This window comes from Pseudarthrobacter chlorophenolicus A6, assembly GCF_000022025.1.
Taxonomy (GTDB): domain Bacteria; phylum Actinomycetota; class Actinomycetes; order Actinomycetales; family Micrococcaceae; genus Arthrobacter; species Arthrobacter chlorophenolicus.
This window is the reverse complement of record NC_011886.1, coordinates 3763816-3780314: the sequence shown is the minus strand read 5'-3', so window position 1 is coordinate 3780314 and position 16499 is coordinate 3763816. Positions and strand designations below refer to the sequence as shown.

The 16499-nt window shown below is 66.6% G+C and carries 18 protein-coding genes; 9 read left to right on the top strand and 9 right to left on the bottom strand.

What is annotated here, in order from left to right; translation table 11 throughout:
* Positions 1–241: 241 nt before the first annotated feature.
* Positions 242–2905: an exo-rhamnogalacturonan lyase family protein gene (locus tag ACHL_RS17090; RefSeq protein WP_015938561.1), complete on the bottom strand. Its 2664-nt coding sequence runs from the start codon at positions 2903–2905 to the stop codon at positions 242–244.
* A 334-nt stretch (positions 2906–3239) separates the two neighbouring features.
* Here ACHL_RS17090 and ACHL_RS17085 point away from each other — a divergent pair, with 334 nt between their 5' ends.
* On the top strand, positions 3240–3851 hold the full coding sequence (locus ACHL_RS17085; protein ID WP_015938560.1) for an NADPH-dependent FMN reductase: 612 nt from the start codon (positions 3240–3242) through the stop codon (positions 3849–3851).
* A 139-nt stretch (positions 3852–3990) separates the two neighbouring features.
* Here the strand turns inward: ACHL_RS17085 and ACHL_RS17080 are convergent, their stop codons facing one another.
* Positions 3991–4467 carry a sensor histidine kinase gene (locus tag ACHL_RS17080; protein ID WP_015938559.1) on the bottom strand — a complete coding sequence of 159 codons (477 nt, stop codon included), beginning with the start codon at positions 4465–4467 and terminating at the stop codon, positions 3991–3993.
* A 215-nt stretch (positions 4468–4682) separates the two neighbouring features.
* Between ACHL_RS17080 and ACHL_RS17075 the strand changes: the two genes are divergently transcribed.
* From ACHL_RS17075 to ACHL_RS17065, 3 genes are all read left to right on the top strand, one after another.
* Complete coding sequence (locus ACHL_RS17075) at positions 4683–5438, top strand: ZIP family metal transporter (RefSeq protein ID WP_015938558.1); 756 nt, start codon at positions 4683–4685, stop codon at positions 5436–5438.
* Between the two features lie 103 nt (positions 5439–5541).
* The gene (locus ACHL_RS17070; protein ID WP_015938557.1) at positions 5542–6273 is read left to right on the top strand and encodes a FadR/GntR family transcriptional regulator; all 732 of its coding nucleotides are present in this window, start codon (positions 5542–5544) and stop codon (positions 6271–6273) included.
* A 104-nt stretch (positions 6274–6377) separates the two neighbouring features.
* Entirely contained in the window at positions 6378–7145 is a 768-nt protein-coding gene (locus ACHL_RS17065) for a glucosamine-6-phosphate deaminase (RefSeq protein WP_015938556.1), read from the top strand.
* A gap of 1 nt (position 7146) precedes the next feature.
* On the opposite strand, the gene ACHL_RS17060 is transcribed toward ACHL_RS17065, so the two are convergent.
* Positions 7147–7737: a dihydrofolate reductase family protein gene (locus ACHL_RS17060; RefSeq protein WP_015938555.1), complete on the bottom strand. Its 591-nt coding sequence runs from the start codon at positions 7735–7737 to the stop codon at positions 7147–7149.
* 123 nt (positions 7738–7860) lie between these two features.
* Between ACHL_RS17060 and ACHL_RS17055 the strand changes: the two genes are divergently transcribed.
* The 4 genes from ACHL_RS17055 (at position 7861) to ACHL_RS17040 (ending at position 10376) form a co-directional block, all read left to right on the top strand.
* Positions 7861–8391, top strand: coding sequence for a hypothetical protein (locus tag ACHL_RS17055; RefSeq protein ID WP_015938554.1), 531 nt, complete (start codon positions 7861–7863; stop codon positions 8389–8391).
* Positions 8392–8463: 72 nt separating this feature from the next.
* Positions 8464–8964, top strand: coding sequence for a DUF3995 domain-containing protein (locus tag ACHL_RS17050; protein ID WP_015938553.1), 501 nt, complete (start codon positions 8464–8466; stop codon positions 8962–8964).
* A gap of 166 nt (positions 8965–9130) precedes the next feature.
* Positions 9131–9658, top strand: coding sequence for a hypothetical protein (locus ACHL_RS17045; protein ID WP_139187388.1), 528 nt, complete (start codon positions 9131–9133; stop codon positions 9656–9658).
* Between the two features lie 220 nt (positions 9659–9878).
* Complete coding sequence (locus ACHL_RS17040; protein ID WP_015938551.1) at positions 9879–10376, top strand: hypothetical protein; 498 nt, start codon at positions 9879–9881, stop codon at positions 10374–10376.
* A 107-nt stretch (positions 10377–10483) separates the two neighbouring features.
* Here ACHL_RS17040 and ACHL_RS23870 read toward each other — a convergent pair whose 3' ends face one another.
* The gene (locus ACHL_RS23870) at positions 10484–10735 is read right to left on the bottom strand and encodes a DUF1272 domain-containing protein (protein ID WP_015938550.1); all 252 of its coding nucleotides are present in this window, start codon (positions 10733–10735) and stop codon (positions 10484–10486) included.
* A gap of 253 nt (positions 10736–10988) precedes the next feature.
* Here ACHL_RS23870 and ACHL_RS17035 point away from each other — a divergent pair, with 253 nt between their 5' ends.
* Positions 10989–11369, top strand: a complete 381-nt coding sequence (locus tag ACHL_RS17035) for a hypothetical protein (protein WP_015938549.1) — start codon at positions 10989–10991, stop codon at positions 11367–11369.
* A gap of 61 nt (positions 11370–11430) precedes the next feature.
* Here the strand turns inward: ACHL_RS17035 and ACHL_RS17030 are convergent, their stop codons facing one another.
* The 5 genes from ACHL_RS17030 to ACHL_RS17010 all read right to left on the bottom strand — a co-directional run bounded on the left by ACHL_RS17030 (position 11431) and on the right by ACHL_RS17010 (position 16499).
* Complete coding sequence (locus ACHL_RS17030; RefSeq protein WP_015938548.1) at positions 11431–11772, bottom strand: hypothetical protein; 342 nt, start codon at positions 11770–11772, stop codon at positions 11431–11433.
* Between the two features lie 159 nt (positions 11773–11931).
* A complete protein-coding gene (locus tag ACHL_RS24245; RefSeq protein WP_015938547.1) occupies positions 11932–13389 on the bottom strand; it encodes a chaplin family protein in 1458 nt (485 codons plus the stop codon).
* Positions 13390–13481: 92 nt separating this feature from the next.
* Entirely contained in the window at positions 13482–14342 is an 861-nt protein-coding gene (locus ACHL_RS17020) for a hypothetical protein (protein WP_043794187.1), read from the bottom strand.
* 277 nt (positions 14343–14619) lie between these two features.
* Complete coding sequence (locus ACHL_RS17015; protein ID WP_015938545.1) at positions 14620–15819, bottom strand: N-acetylglucosamine-6-phosphate deacetylase; 1200 nt, start codon at positions 15817–15819, stop codon at positions 14620–14622.
* Positions 15816–16499, bottom strand: coding sequence for an N-acetylmannosamine-6-phosphate 2-epimerase (locus tag ACHL_RS17010; protein ID WP_015938544.1), 684 nt, complete (start codon positions 16497–16499; stop codon positions 15816–15818). Before ACHL_RS17010 ends, ACHL_RS17015 begins: the two co-directional genes overlap by 4 nt.

Sequence of the window (16499 nt, the reverse complement as noted above, 5' to 3'; positions counted from 1 at the left end):
TTCCCTTCCCAAGATCCTCATGAACCTTGTTTAGGTGAAGCACCCTATGGCGCCCCCAAAGGCGGTGTAAACACGCTCCGGGCCTCGACTGGGTAACATCTGGCGGCACGAAAAAGCCGTTACATGGGCGTTATGTGGAGTGCCTTAGAGGGCAGCGTGGGGGAAACGGACGACGGCGGCGCGCGGCCTTGGATGAAAGGTCCGGGCGCCGCCGTCGCGGGCTAGTTCGAAGGAGCGGGAATCAGCGCAGGTGACCGCCGATCAGCGCAAGGTTCTGGATGACGGCCAGGCCGAACTGTGCGGTGTCGTTGGTGGAAACCGTAGGTGCTTCGTCCACCGGGAGCAGCACATGGGGCGGTTCGATGGTCCGCAGCGTGAACGCCGATTCGTGGTTCAGGTGCTCGCCGCCTTCGCTGAAGCTCTCCCAGGCACGGGCTGCCAGGTCACGATCCTGCAAACGCGCCGCCGCGTAAGCGCTCAAGCGGCTGTGCGCCTGGGTGAGGTAGATGCCGGCCAGCGGTTCACCCACCTCGGCCACCTGTTCCTCCTTGGTGCCCAGGAACAGCCGGCAGTACTGCAGCCAGGCCCGCTCGAACTCCGGATCATCCACCAGGTCCACCAGCTCGCTGCAGATCTCCACCAGCCCGAACACGGCACTGAGGTGGGACACCGAAATCATCTCCCGGCCAGTATCGAAGCGGCCCTTGTCCAGGTCATACAGGGCTTCGCCGGTGAGGAAGCCGTATTTCAGGGCGCCAATATCCGCCATGGTTCCCAGCAGCCTGTCTCGGGAACGGGGGTTGCCGGTGCGCTCCCAATCGGTGAGCCAGGTGGCGGCGAGGGAGCCCCAGTCCGTGCCCAGCCCCACGCCCAGGGCGCCGCGGTTGGGCCGGTAGGTGTCGGCATCCGGGCGGACCTTGCGGACGGGGTCCAGGCCCAGGAAGTTCTGGTCGCTGTCCACCAGCTCGGTCAGGAGGTCGCCGGTGCGCTCGTCCGCCGTGAGGTAGTAGTAAAAGCGGCGGTAGGCGGGAGTGCTGATGCGCAGCTGCTTGGCGCTGCAACCCCAGTGCTGCACGTTGTGCCGGGAACCCAGGCCCTTCCACGGGCCAAGGTGGTAGACATCCACCTCGCCGGTGTGCCGGGTCATGGCCTCGGCGAAGCGGAAGATGTCCGCCCGGCCGGAGCGCAGGTAGGAATACCAGAGCCAGAGGTCCGGCGAGAGCTCCGAGTTGTCCCAGGCGTAGCCGCCTACGTCGTACCGCCATACGTGCCGGTCGAAGTCGTACGTGTGCATCACGTCGCCGAAGTTCCAGAACCCGTACCAGCGCCGCTGTTCCACCTGGCCGGCGTAGAAATCGAACAGGAAGTCGAGGTGGTTCTCGAGCCGTGCCCGCGCGGGGGTACCCCGGTCCACCGGATCCCAGTCACCGAACACGCCCACCGAGTGGAGGTACTCCGGGGTGGCCTGGAGCAGCGCCGGTGAGGACGCCGCAGCGGCGTCGGCGGCGAGGCTTTCGGTGGACGGCGTGGCGTCGTAGGCGAACAGGGTTAACTCATGTGTGCGGGCAATCCCGGTGGGGTTCCCGAATCCCGGTTCGTAGTCCTCGTACGTGATTTCCAGGCCTTCGAGCTGTTCCTCGAAGGTGTCCTGGCCCAGGCCGTCGTGGTAGAACCGCAGGTCCATGGGCTGGGCTTCGGGGGAGTAGAGCCAGGTGGTCACCGTGGCGTCGGCTCCGGCGGCGCCCCGGATGTCCAGCTGCCCGGGGTGGGACTGCCAAAAGTCCTTGATGCCAATGCCCAGCCCGCCGCGCGTATCGCTCAAGGAACAGAAACCAACCGACCGAGTCCCACCGGAGATGCCCACCCAGCCGTGGCCCGGTGCGGTCCGTTTGCGCAGTTCGAAGCCGTCCGCGCTGAGCTGGGTCAGTGTGTAGTCGCCCCAGGAAGGAATCAGGTGCAGGCGTTCGGAGACTTCGGGGTTCCAGGTGTCCGGTGCGGGGGTGGCACGTCCGCCGATCTGGGCGGCGCGCACGTCCGCACCCGGATCCCGGCGCAGTCCGGTGAGTCCGCGGACCGCCTCGGTGAGGAAACCGCCGTCGGCCCCGGCGATCCGGACGTGCCGGTTGTGCGGCTCGCCTTCCAGCGCCACGTTGAAGCGGACGCCCAGGCCGGCCAGGAAGTCCCGGTCCGCTTCGCCGTCCCAGATGAAGGAATGCACCATCCGCACGCTGCGGGCATTGGCGTAGAAGTAGAAGCGGACCACGAACGGCAGCCAGCTGCGTCCCGCGCTGCCGGTGTTGTCCTGGCGGTGGCGGCCTTCCAGCCGGACCACGGCGCGGACCGGCCCGTCCTGTTCAAGCTCGACGGCGGTGACCTCGCCGGTGAACTGCTGGCGGCTGGCGGTGCCCGCCTCTTCCGGGATGCCGTCCTGCAGGAGGCTCACCAGGCGTGCGTCGCGTGCCACGGTCCGGCCGTCGCGGGTGAGGCTGCTGAAGAGCGTGGAGCCACTGCGGCTGATCACCATCTGCAGCGCTCCGGTGTCCACGGTGAGGGCGTCGGGGCTTTCGGCAACGCTGACCCGGGGGCCGCCCGGGGCTTCCTGAACGCCCGACGGCGGTGCGTCACCTTCCGAAGGCGCGGCGCCGGTGTCGTGCCTCACCTGGTAGCTGGCCGCCGGCGAATCCGTTGCAGGAAGCGCAATCCCGGCCCACTTCAGCGAGCCGTCGGGCCAGGTGGCCAGGGGCCAGGCCTGGCTGGGCACGCGGGCACCGCCGGCGTCCGTCACTGTCAACGCGTCCGGCCCGTGGACGGTGCCGCGGGGGAAGGGCATCCCCCAGGTGGTTCCGCTGCTGGTCCCTGCCGGTGCTTCGCCGTCGATCCACCTGATGAGGGTACTGTCCGTCATGATGTCCGTTCCCGCTGGTTTGTGGCGCGCAGAATAGACCCCCGCCATTGCAGGGGAAAGCGCTTTCTTGAATGGTTTCAAACCTACTGCGCGGGGTGCAGGGTGGCAAGGGGTGGCCGGAAAATTGCGGGACCAAGGCCGCGGAATCGGGACCCCGGATGCGGCTCGTCCGTAAGGCCGAACCTCTGGCCGGGGCCCGGCCTTCTGTGCTGGACTGGGGGTGCACTGAGCACCACCGCCGCCGCTGGTCCTGTCCAGGGGACGGCAGTTTCCCAGGAAAGGCAATCCCGGACAGCACGTGGCCGGCGCGGGCCGGCCACCGGAAGGAACACTCATGGCACCGTTCAAAATCGGCTACTTCGTGGGGAGCCTGGCAACCGGCTCCATCAACAGGGTCCTCGCCAATGCACTGATCAAGCTGGCCCCTGAAGACCTGAAATTCTCGGAGATCCCCATCCGGGACCTCCCGCTCTACAGCTACGACTATGACGCCGACTTCCCCGCCGAGGGACGCGCCTTGAAGGAAGCCATCGAATCGTCCGACGGCATCCTGTTTGTCTCGCCCGAGTACAACCGGTCCATCCCGGGCGCCCTGAAGAATGCCATCGACTGGGGATCGCGTCCCTGGGGAACCAACTCCTTTGCCCGCAAGCCCACCGGCATCATTGGCGCCTCGCCGGGCAGCATTGGCACGGCCGTGATGCAGTCCTCCATGCGCAGCGTGCTCAGCTTCCTGGACGCGCCGCAGCTGAACGCGCCGGAGGCCTACATCCAGTACAAGCCGGATGCCTTCGACGACGACGGCGAGCTCAGGGATGAGGGCACCGCTAAGTTCCTGCGCCACTACATTGAGGAATACAGCGCCTTTGTTGCCCGGGTGCTGGCGGCCAACGCCCCCGGCCACATCGGCGACCTGGAGCCGGACGCGGACAAGCTGTCCCGCTAGCTCCCTGGTACTTCCACGGCTGCTGCCGAAGGGCTCGTTGGGACGCTTCTGTGGACATACGAATGCCCGCCGTCCCAGCGACGGCGGGCATTCGAGTCTTCTGCGGCCCCTGCGCGGGGCCGGGCTGGTGCTGCCGGGCTCAGTCCAGCGGCAGGGTAACCGTCACCGAGGTGCCGTGGCCGGGGCGGGAATCGATGTCCACGGAGCCGCCCGCTTCCTCCACCGCCACCGCCATGAGGCGGAGGCCGTAGCCATGGTGCCGCCCACGGTTGGCGCGGCTGCAATCAAAGCCCGTGCCGTCGTCGGCCACTTTCATCCGTATCCTGTGGTCCACCACCGCAAGCTGCACGCTGAGTTCGGAGGCATCCGAGTACTTGTAGGCGTTGCTGATCACTTCGCGCGCCGACTGGTAGAGCAGGGACGCGCAGTCCGCCGGGATCTCGATGCCCCAGTGCGGAGTATCCCAGCGGACCGCGGTCCCACGTTGGCGGAGGGGCCCGGTCAGCCGGTCAATGCAGCCGGCCAGCCCCAGGGTGTGGAAGTCGAGCGGGTGCTGGTCCGTGAGGACCCCTCCCACCGCGATGACGTCCTTGTCATATGCTGTTTCGTTTCCCATGACTTCCTGCTCCCCAAGCTGGTTTGCCCTTCTTCGTCCAGCGTGGACCCGCAACTGCAGCGGTCAGTAAGGTTTGGGTCAAGATCCCATCAATTCTGCGTGCGGGACGTGCCATCGGCGCGCATGTTTGCATAGGAGCTGTTGCTTAGGAACCGTCCCCGGGGGTACGCCTGGTGGGGTATGGCTCCCGCTGGGGGAGCCGGAAAGTGGGAAACATGCCCGTATGGCTGCAGGCCCTGATGTGGGGCACCATCGCCGGTGCCGCCCTGGTCCTGGGCGCAGCACTGTCCTGGCGGTGGTCGTTGCCGTCCAAGCTGGTGTCCTCGATCATGTCCTTCGGTGCGGGCGTGCTGATCTCCGCCCTGGCCTTCGAGCTGGTGGACGAGGCGGTGCAGGGGGGCGGTCTCTGGCCCACAGTGGCCGGCTTCCTGGCCGGCGCCGTCGTATACGTCAGTGCCAACATGCTGTTGGCCCGGGCAGGTGCCAAGCACCGGAAGAGGTCCGGCGGCCAGCAGCCCTCAGAAAAGGACGATCCGGGCAGCGGGACGGCCATCGCCGTCGGGGCTCTGCTGGACGGCGTGCCCGAATCCGTGGTCCTGGGTGTGACCATGCTTGCCGGCGGGGCGGTAAGCCCGGCCATGATGGCTGCCGTCTTCATCTCCAACGTTCCCGAAGGGCTGTCCGGGACGGCCGGGATGAAGAAGGCCGGCAGGAGCGCCGGGTACGTCTTCGGACTGTGGGGCGGGATCGCGGTCCTCAGCGGCCTGGCAGCACTCATGGGATATACGCTGCTGGAAAACGCGCCGGAGGAGCTGGTGGCGTTCATAACGTCCGTAGCCGCCGGCGGCATCCTGGCCATGCTGGCGGACACCATGATCCCGGAGGCCTTCGAGGAGCACCACAACCTGACGGGGCTCACGGCCTCCGTAGGCTTCCTGACCGCCTTTACGATCCACCACGTGGGCGGATAGCGTTCCCGGAAGAAAAGGTGACGCCGCAAGACAAAGGACGTCCCATGTCCTGTACACTGATTCGAGATGAAGGCCGCCACGGAGTGCGGCCGAAGGAGATGACGTGACAGCAACACCCGCGGCGGTATCGTCAGCCAGGTTCAGCGCCCAAATCCGCTCCCAGGCATTGCAGACCCGCATCATGGAACTCATCCTCGAGCGCGGCCTGGACGTGGGCGATGCCCTGCCCACCGAAAGCGAACTGTCCGCCGAACTGGGCGTTGGCCGCAACACCGTGCGGGAATCCCTGAAGGTCCTGCAGGCCCTCGGCGTCATCGAAATCCGCCACGGCTTCGGCATGTTCGTGGCCCCCAACAACTTCAGTGCACTGGTCTCCGGGCTGACGTTCCGCGGCAGGCTGTCGCTGCGCCACAAAGGCGAAGAAGCCATGGAGCTCATCGACGTACGCCAGGCGCTTGAGTCCGGCCTGGTGGGGTCCGCCATCGACCTCCTGACCGACGAGCATCTCGCCGACCTTCGGTCCACCATGCAGGCCATGGAAGACGCCGCCGCCAAGGGGGAGTCCCTGGTGGAGCACGATGCCGAGTTCCACCGCCGGCTCTACGCACCCCTGAATAACGAGCTGCTGATCAACCTCATGGATGTTTTCTGGCAGGTTTACCGGCAGATCCACGAAGCCCTGGGCTCCGGGCCGGTCAACCTGGAAGAACAGGCCCGGATCCACTGGGAGATCTACGAAGCCGTGGAGGCCCGCGACAAGGCTTTGGCCTCCGAGCGGCTGCAGCGGCACTTCGATGGCATCCGCCTCAAGCTGAAGGACGTCGCCGCAGCCTAGCTGCAGCCCCAGTTCTTCCATGCGTCCCTTCGCGGGCGCTGACCGGCCATGCCCTGGCCGGTGCCATTTTTTTGTTCTCGATTCCCGTAGAGAGTGCCTTTGTCGTGGAAATTTTCGTAGTGCCTACCGCCTCCGCCACCGGTTCCGTTGCCGCCGGCATCCTGGCCGCCGTTGTCCGCAGCAAGCCCGACGCCGTCCTGGGGCTTGCGACGGGCGGGTCGCCGCTGCCCGTCTACCGGGCGCTCGCGGAACATTCCGTGGAGATGGGTGCCGTCCGCGGGTTCGCCCTTGATGAGTATGTTGGCCTGCCCGCCGGGCATCCCGAAAGCTACGCCGAAGTCGTCCGCCGTGAGGTGACCGTGCGGCTGGGCCTTGACCCGGCAAAGGTTGCAGTGCCCGACGGCGGAGCACCGGACCCGAGGCAGGCCGCGGCAAATTACGACGCGGCCATAGCCCGTGCCGGCGGCATTGATGTGCAGATCCTGGGCATCGGCCACAACGGACACATCGCCTTCAACGAGCCGGGTTCAGCCCTCGATTCGCGGACGCGGGTGGAGGTGCTCACCGAACGCACCCGCCAGGCCAACGCCCGCTACTTTGCGTCACCGGAAGATGTCCCCACCCAGTGCATCACCCAGGGGCTGGGCACCATCATGGAAGCCCGGCACCTGCTCCTGGTGGTCAACGGGGCGGACAAGGCCGAGATCCTTGCGGCAGCGCTGCAGGGTCCCGTCTCGTCCGACTGCCCCGCGTCAGTCCTGCAGCGCCATGCGCACGTCACCGTCGTGGCGGACGAAGCCGCCGCGGCCAAGCTGGCCCCCGGAACCGGCGAAGTTACCGTGCGGGTGGCCGGTGCCGCCGTCGGCGTCTGACTCAGGACGCGTCAGCGGCAACCAGCGGGGTGCGTGCGTACTCCTCGATCACCACTCCTGACTCAAAGGCCCGCGAGTTGACGGGCTGGAAGCCTGACGGTTCGAAGGCGGTGTTCCCGAACAGCGGGATGCCGGCCCCAAGGACAACCGGGTTGCGTTTGAGGATGATCCTGTCGATCTCGGGGAGCAGCGCTCCGGCCAGCGCGCCGCCGCCGCAGAGGTAGATGTCCAGCCCGTCCTCCTCTTTGAGGCTTCGGACGGTGGCCAGGGCGTCGTCGGTGAACGTAACAGCCGGGTTGGAACTGGTCCTGGTGCGCGAGGCGACGTACTCGTTCAGGTGGGCGTAGGGGCTGTCGATGCCCAGGGCGAGGCCCACGTTGTAACTGTTCCAGCCCTGGATGACGGTGTCGAAACGGTTCTTGGGCGCCTCAATGCCCAGCCCTCCGAGGACGTGGGTGGGCAGGGCGTCGGCGAACTCGGTGAAGAGCACCTGCATGTGGTCGCCCTCGACGGGGAAGACATCGAATGAGCCGTCGGGTGCGGCGATGTAGCCGTCAACCGATGCTGCGACGTAGTAAACAAGTTCCCGCACAAGTACCCCAATCGCGGATGGATGTTGTCTTTGGACCCTACCGGATCGTATCTGGCGATGAAGCTGGCCGGCGCCGGCACGTGTAGCGTGCAGGGAGATCAATCAGCCTGAGGGGGCAGCGCTTTGAACATCATTGACTACCTGATCATCGCCATCTTCCTGGCGGTGGCCGTGCTTATTGCCTTTGTCATTCACAAGCACCGGAACGCCCGCCGGGTTACGGCCATCCTCGCCGTTATTGGGGCTGTTCTTGCCGTCTTCCAGTATGGGCGGTGGGAGGTCACGCCCACCCTGAAAGTCCTTGAACGGGCGGCCTCTTCCGACGACGTTGTCACGGCCAATTTTTCGCTGTACGGCGGCATCCACACGGAGTCTGCCCGGTACCTCGGGACGCGGGCAGGATCCAAAATCTTTGTTTCCACGCGCGACGCGAACGGCGAAGAGATCATCTGCCTGCTGATCGAACCGGGTGACACGGCCTCGCCGCCTGCCGCCGGATGTGCCGGAATGCGATCCGGCCACGAGCCCATTGTCACGCTGAGCGACCAGGCAGGACGCGAACTGACGCTTGTCCCCGACCAATACGACACCAACGAGCTGCAGGCCATTGGCTGGACGAAAATCAGCGACAACCTTTTCAGGGGACGGCAGTGACCGCGGCCCCCGTGGCACCGATGGAGGTGCCGTGAGGGGCCGGCCCGTTCGTGCCTGCGGGCAGGAAACCGCATGACCTCCGGGCGCAGCCTGGCCGTCAGCCGGAGCTTGGTTTGGGTGGCTGGTGTGGCCGGTACGGTGCATGCCGCATTCAGTGCGTACTGGGCCGCTGGCGGTCAATGGCTCCTGGCAACGGTAGGCACCTGGGCGGTGGACTTGTCGGCGGACGCGCCACTTGAGGCGGGGCTCGCGTTGGCTGGAATTGCCGTGGTGAAGTTGCTCGCAGCCGCAATTCCCGTGGGTGCCGCCTACGGGCGCGTGCCCTGGCCCGGGCTATGGCGTCGGGTGGCCTGGTGTGGAGGGTCGTTTCTCGTCGTTTACGGCGGTGTGAATGCCGCAGTAAGCAGCGCCGTCCTTGCGGGCTTGATCAGGCCTGATGGCGGCTACGACCGGGCCGCGATGATGGGCCACGCATGGCTGTGGGACCCGTTGTTCTTCGTGTGGGGCGCAGCCCTGGTGCTGTCCCTCTGGTTCTCGCGAGATTCGAGTCAGGATAGGGAACATGGGGAGTAACAGCGACATCGGCCAGCTGGTCCAGTTGGGCAGTTGGGACGTCTGGAAGGGTGCGCTTGCAAAGCCGGGCGCCTCTTGGGAGGGAATCCTGGCAGGCCGCTTAGGGGACAGGGACATTATGCCCAGGTGCGCACCCGAGGACTTCCCGATATCGGGATGGAGGGTGGTGCACACCGCTGAAGAACCTTGGGCGGAAAAAGTCTTGATCCTGGCCGCCCCGTCCGCCAGTATCGCTGGACGCTGGGTACTGATCCAGCTCGCAGGCGGCCGTGAGGGCTGGTGGCTCGGAGGGCCGGCCAGCCATGTTCCCGTCCCGGTGCGTGAAGTGTGGAGGCAGGGACTGCACTTGAAGTGGGCGCGGGACGCGTTTTTGGTGGAGCGGGGGTCCACCCCGGATGCGACCGTGGAACTGCTGAATGTTGGTGACAGGGTGTGGGAACCCACTGAGGAAGACCGGCGCCACGTGCAGGGAATGGTTCTTGACCTTCAAGGCGAACAGCTCGGAACCGGGTGGTACGCGCACGGGCTCACGGACCAGTTGCCCGCGTTAATGCCTGGCGCGCGCGTCACCTTGCCGGTCTCGTTCAACCACACCGAACTGCAGCACCTCTCGCCAGGGAGCTGCTTGCTCGCGGCAAATCTCAGTTCCCTGCACCTATGGACCGGCACCCGGGCCGCGCTGCGCGTCATGTAGGTAAAGGGTGGCGCAGCGGGCGTTGCCCTGCGGCAGTGTAACGTGCAGGAAGATCACCAGCCTGAGGGGGCAGCGCTATGAACCAATCCAATGATCCGTATGGCGGCCCGTCGGCCCGTCGGTCCGGCCTGCCGGCCCGATGGGCCAAACGATTCCGCCTTGGGCAGAGGGCCCTGCACGTCCAGGCGGGGCGGCGCCGCTGACGGCGTTCTGGAAACTCATGGTTGCCTTGGCCGTCGTCGCCGGCGTCGGGACGTGTGCTGTCCTGGGGCTTGTCTACGTGCGGTTCTTCATGGCGGTTCCCGGAACTGTCGAGGTGCTCGAACGGCAGTTGACGAAGCAGGATGCCGTCCCCGCGGGTCAGGACGAGGGCGGGGACGCGCGGATCCGGGACTCCAGGTTCCTCGCCACCTACGAGTCGATGACCTACTACGCCGCGCCGGGTTTGGTCCCCGGCGTGGCATGCCTGGTGGGTACGTACCCGTGGGCCGACGAATTCGGTTACTGGGAAGCATGCAATGACATCGGGGACGGCCGGGACGTCCTGGTGGATGTGGCGGACCCCGACGACAGGGGTGTTCTCTTTGTACCCGATCAGTTCGACCACACCCCGTTGGAACGGGACGGGTGGGTGACACTGCACCGGAACCTGCTGATCCAGCCCTTGGACGCAGCGCAACGGCCCACTCAACCGCTTACCCATGCCGCCGGGTATTAGGTGAAAGCCGCCCCGGCTATGACTGTGGCACCAGCCGGGACACTTCGAGCGAATCCGATTCGTGGGTTTTCTGGCTCAAGCCAGCTTTCCCATCCGTACCGAAAGCCCTAGGTTCCGGTGATCCTTTCGAGGCAACTGGGCGACACAACCCTCTCGGTGCTGGCCGGATTATTGATGAGGGCAGCAGCCGGGCGGACGGGGCGTCGCTGAAGATTTCCTCCGCAGTTTGGACAAGCACGATTCGGGAATCGTTCAACGCAGTCCGGACACCAGGTGCACTCAAATGTGCAAATATAAGCCTCCGCAGACGGAGCTATGTCCACGTCGCAACATTCGCAGTTCGGTCGGATCTCAAGCACTCAGCAACTCTATCTTTGGGAAGCAAAATGGTGGTCGGGCCATTGCGGCAATGTCGACCCCACTTGCCTCCCTTCTGCCATATGCCGTCAACGAAATAGTGCTGGTTCGGAGGGAAAAGAGGACGAACAGGAAAGCGCTCGTTTGCCGCTAGGCTTGGCGGATGACGTTGGGGGACGCGGTGCATCCGCATGGCAGGCAGGCATCCAGGGTGGTGCCCGATGCCTACGTCCTGTACGTGGACGGAGCCCGGCAATGATCCGTCACCGCTGGGTCCCCTACTCAATTCTCGGCGTTGTCCTGCTCCTGACCGCGTGGGCAGGAACACTTCTCTGGAGCGCCATCGACGAGGGTGCGGTTCCATCCGACTCGGACTTTCCACAGATCCCGCCTGCGGGTGAGAAGGTGCAGGTCTCCACGCAGTGCGGATCCGGTGGATGCTGGCGGGAGATGGTGGTAGAGGCCGAACCTCCAGAAACACCGGAGTCACTGGGGGCAGCTATGGGCCTGGTGACGGAACGCTGCAGGCCTGTGAATCTGTGGACGCTGCGCAAGACCTGCAGCGGCATTGCCTCTTCCACTGGAGGAGACCTCTCGCTCTACCTGAGGTACTCCCCGCTGATATCCAAATATTAGGATCCTGGACAGAAGACCGGAGCAGAACTCCCGGGCTGGTTTCAAACGGGTTTAGCCCAATTCAGCTTCGCCGTTTCTGCCATTGCCACGCGTGCCAAAACAGAAGACAAAGAATCAGCACAATCCCGATGATCAGGGTATGGGGAGCGAACGTCATCATGAGGAATGGAAGGGCCCCTGGACCGTTGATGGGCCCTGCGGTAAACATCATTGTCGAAAGGGCCGATATTCCGGCCCCGATCAATAATGCCGCCAACAGCCACAACACCGCGATGAAGGGGTTGAACAACCCCCGTGCCCTCTGCCCGGCCAACTCATGTTCTGCCGATGCCGTGTAGGCCTCGGATTCCCCGTTCTGGTCGACTTCCCGGAAATTGATTCCGCTCGCCGTCGGCTGGTTCATGATTTTTCCCCCCCCATGGAACTGCAACGGCTATTGCCGCTGAACGTCCACCCTATCGCTCATGCTGTCGGGCGCCTGCGGGTGGGCCCGGATAACCGGGCCCACCCTGTCAAGCTATCCGCGGACGACGGCCGATGGCCTTGAGCCCCGGAACCGGTGCTAAGCCCGGAACCGGCGCAAAGCCAGGGTGACCAGCCCTCCGAAAGCGAGCAGTCCCAGGCCCACCAGCAACAGGCCGGTGCTTGCACCTGTATTGGCGAGTGCCGTGGGAGCCGCGGACTGGGCAGCGGCGACGGGGGCGACGGCGGCGGCCTGGTTTTCAGTAGTGGCGGCCGGAGCCTGCACCGTGCCCGGCGTGGTGACGGCCGGCGTGGTTACTGACGGTGGGTTCACCACTGGGGGAGTGACTACCGGAGGGGTGACCACGGGAGGGTTCACTACCGGGGGAGTCACTACCGGAGGGGTGACGACGGGAGGGTTCACCACCGGGGGAGTAACGACCGGCGGGGTCACCACAGGAGGGGCCACCACTGGGGGGTTCACAACGGTGGCGGTGGAGTCACCGACCAGCCCCACAGACGTGGCACCGAGGGAGATAGGCAGCGTCACCGGGGCAACAATCTGGGTGCCGGAGAGGAGCCCGCCCGTTCCGCTGGTGCTGGCAGGGCCGGCCGGGGACGTGGTGTTCCCGTTGCCGGCGCCTGAGCCCTCAACGCTTGCTGCAGAGTCACCGATCAGGCCTGCCGATGTGGCACCGAGATTGATGGGTGCCGTGATGGGGGCAACCACCTGGGTCCCGGACAGGACTCCGTCTACGCCATCGGTGGTCACCGGGGCCGCGGGGGCCTGGCCTGCGGGTGCCGGCGGGTTGCTGCTGGTTCCTGCGCCTTCGACGCTGGCCGCTGAATCTCCCAAAGCGCCAACCGACGTAGCACCCAGGTTGATGGGTGCCGTGATGGGTGCCACCACCTGGGTTCCGGAGCCGATGCCGTCGGTTCCGTCGGTAGCCGCCGCGGGTGCGGGTGACGGAGCGGGCGCCGGGGCAGTTCCGGTGCCCTGTGTGCCCGCAGCCGAGTCACCAACCGCGCCAACGGATGTGGCCCCGATGGTGATGGGAACGGTGACCGGCGCGATGACCTGGGTTCCCGAGAGGATCCCGTTGTCACCGCCCGTGGACGCAGCCGGGGCAGTGGATGCGGCCGGGGCCGGGGCCGGTGCAGGTGCGGCGTTCTCATTGCTGGCCGCCGAGTCGCCCAGCAGGCCAACGGATGTGGCCCCGATGGTGATGGGAACGGTGACCGGCGCGATGACTTGGATTCCGGAGAGGATCCCGTTGTCACCGCCCGTGGACGCAGCCGGGGCAGTGGACGGGGCTGCAGCGGGTGATCCGGTACCTGTGTTCCCGGTGCCCGCCGTCGAGTCGCCCAGCAGGCCAAGGGACGTGGCGCCGAGGTTGACCGGAACGGTGACCGGTGCGAGGACCTGGGTGCCGGACAGCAGCCCGTCCGTGCCTGAGGTGGTGTTATCTGCTGCGTTGGCGGCCACGCCGCCGAAGGCCAAGAGGCCGCCGGCGACGGCGGTGCCGAGCAGGCATCTGCGGATGTTGCGATGCATCATGGGAGTGTCTCCTGAAAAGTTGATTGGGCAGTTTGCATAGCCCTGGAATTGGCTCGTATCCCGCCGCGGAACTCTGCGGGCAGGGGCCTCAACTAGTCAGGTGAAGAACCGGGGTCAAACGACACCGGGGCGGGGGCAGTGAGTAGCCGGCCCTCGACGGCGGCTGTTCCGGCCGCCGGGAAATGGAAGCTGTGTGAGCTGAGCCAGGCAGGACCTGCCGGGCCGTTGCCGCCGGACGTTCCGGCTCCGCCCGTGGTGGACGCGGGGGTACCAACCAGCGGTTCGCCCGGAATGTGGCCCGGTGCGGGAACCGGAAGTTCCTCGGAGGCCGCGGCAACCGTAGCGGCTGCGGGAGCCGGGCTGTGGTGCTGGCCGGCGGCAGCCAGGGAAAAGTCATGGGCGGAAGGCGCCGCGGGAGCATCGCCTCCATTGGCGGCCGGCTGCACCGCCGCAGGGGCGGAGTCGCTGACCGGCGCTGAACCCTCAGCGGCAGGCACCTCCGGCGCGGGAAGCGGGGCGGGCGCGGCAATGACGCCAGCGGGGTCGATCAGCTCCGGGATAACGGGTAGGGCAGGAGGCTCCGCCGGTGCCGCGGGAGGTACCGGGATGACCCCGGTGACGGGTGCCAGGACAGGATCCAGTGGCGTCAGCACGGCTTCTGTCACGGGGACAACCGTGCCGCCAACCGTCGAGTCGACCACGTGGTCTGCGGTGCTGGCGACGGGGTCGAGGACCGCCGGGACGGTGCCGGCCGGCACCACTTTGTTGACCACAGGAAGGCTCTGGAGGGCCTGGTCAGTCAGGGAGGTGACGTCCTGGACCACCGGGGCCACAGAAGGTGTGGGGACTAACGAGGCAACTGTGGTAGCGGGCGCTTTCGCTAAGCCGCCACCGAGCCCGGCTTTCACCGGTTCCAGGACGTCCTTGGCCTGGTCCGTGACGTGTCCGGTCACTGAAATCAAGGATGAGCCGACGGATCCGAGCAGGGGATCGCGTGATGAACCCTGATCTGCGGATGCTGCGCCGGCAGTCAATGCCACCCACGATGTGGCGGCTGCTGCTGCGAGAAGAACCGGGCGGAGAAACGCCCAAGCCTTGTGTTGCGACTGCACTTGAAAACGCCTCCCCCCAGAGATCGTTGATAGCAACGCTTAAGACACTAACCAGACGGCGGCGAGGTTGTCCAGCAATTGGAGAAACAAAGTGAGAGAACACTTCGCAGTTGACTGCCTACCGCAGCACCTCGCCGCCGCGCAGCACAGCCACGGGCCGAAATCCAGGGTCAACCACCACGACGTCGGCGCGCAGCCCGGCGCGTAGGCTCCCCACTTCGTGGCCCAGGCCAAGGACGGCGGCCGGAACCGCGGTGGCGGACAGGACGGCGCCGGCCGGGTCCACCCCTGATGTGACAGTCCGGCGCACCACGTCCAGCAGCGTGGCCGTGCCGCCGGCCAGGGCGCCGTTGCTTCGCAGCCGCGCCTCCCCGTTCCGGACAACCACCCCGGCAGGTCCGAGGTCATACTCGCCGTCCGGCAGCCCGGTCGCGGCCATGGAATCGGTCACCAGGGAAATGTTTGCGGCGCCCACCAGGGCAAACACCATCCGCACCGTCTCCGGGTCCAGATGGACGCCATCGGCCACCAGCTCCACGGCCACGCGTCCGTCGGCGGCCAGCTGCAGGCACGCGGCCACAGGGCCGGGGCTGCGGTGGTGCAGCGGCGGCATGCCGTTGAAGAGGTGGGTGACAGTGGGCCGTGCACCATCGGCACCGGCAGCAGCCACCAGGTCCGCCGCCGTGGCAAGCGAGTCCGCCGTCGTGCGTGTGTCTGCGTCCGTGTGGCCCAGCGATGGCACGACTCCGTGCGAAGCCAGCTCCCGCACCAGCCCTTCCGCGCCGGGCAGTTCCGGGGCGTAGGTCATGGTCCGCAGGTGACCCCCGGCTGCCTCCAACAGCTTGGCAAGCAAGTGAAGATCAGGGTCCCGCAGGAACCGCGGATCCTGGGCGCCGCAGCGCGCCTGGGACAGGAACGGGCCCTCAGCGTGGATGCCCGCCACCAGGCCTTCGTCCGCCAGTACCCGCAAAACACCCATGCTCCGCAGCAGGTCCTCCGGCGGCGCGGTCACCAGGCTCGCCAATACCGTTGTGGTGCCACTGCGGTGCAGGAACTCGACGGCGGTCCGCGCGGCTTCGGGATCTCCGCCGGGAAAGTCCCCGCCGGCCGCCCCGTGGCAGTGCAGGTCAATCAGGCCGGGCAAAAGAATGCACCCCGGCGGAAGCTCCAGATGAACCAACGGGGGCAGGGCTTCACCGTCCATGCCCGCCAGCGGCCCGGCGTAGACAATCCGCCCATCAACCACCGCGACGGCGGCGTCCCCAACCATGGTGCCGTCCGTCAGGAGGGTGCCGGTCAGCAGGTAGGAAGGGGTCACTTCAGGGCGTCCGAGAACCAGCCGGTAATGGTGGCCGGGTGCGTGATGGCGGTGCCCACCACCACGGCGAAGGCCCCGGCGTCGAGCGCCTGGCGGGCCTGGGCGGGCGTGTGGATCCGTCCTTCGGCAATGAGCGGGACGCCAAATCCGGCGGCCGCAATTTCCGCCAGCAGCTCCAGGTCGGGGCCCGGTGTTTTGGGCCGCTCACCGCTGTAGCCGGAAAGCGTGGTGCCGATCAGGTCCGCACCCGCCTCGACGGCGGCAGCAGCGTCCTGGAACGACCCACAGTCTGCCATCGCCAGCGCATGCGAATCCGCGTGGATCCCCGCCACCGTCTGAGCCAGGGACAGCCCGTCCGGGCGTTCACGGCGGGTGCCGTCAATGGCCACAACATGCGATCCGGCGTTGGCCACCGCCAGCGCATGCCGGAGCGTGGGGGTGATGAAGACGCCGCTGTGCCCGTCCTTCCACAACCCGATCACCGGAACCTCCACGGCAGCGCGGGTGTGCTGGACATCCGCCAGGCCCTGGACGCGCACCGCGGCCGCACCGCCGATCACGGCCGACGCCGCCACCTGCGCGGTGGTCCGCGGATCGCGCATCGGCTCGCCCGGGTACGCCTGGCAGGACACGACCAGCCGCCCGCGCAGGGTTTCGAGGGCATCGGGGGACAAGAGCAT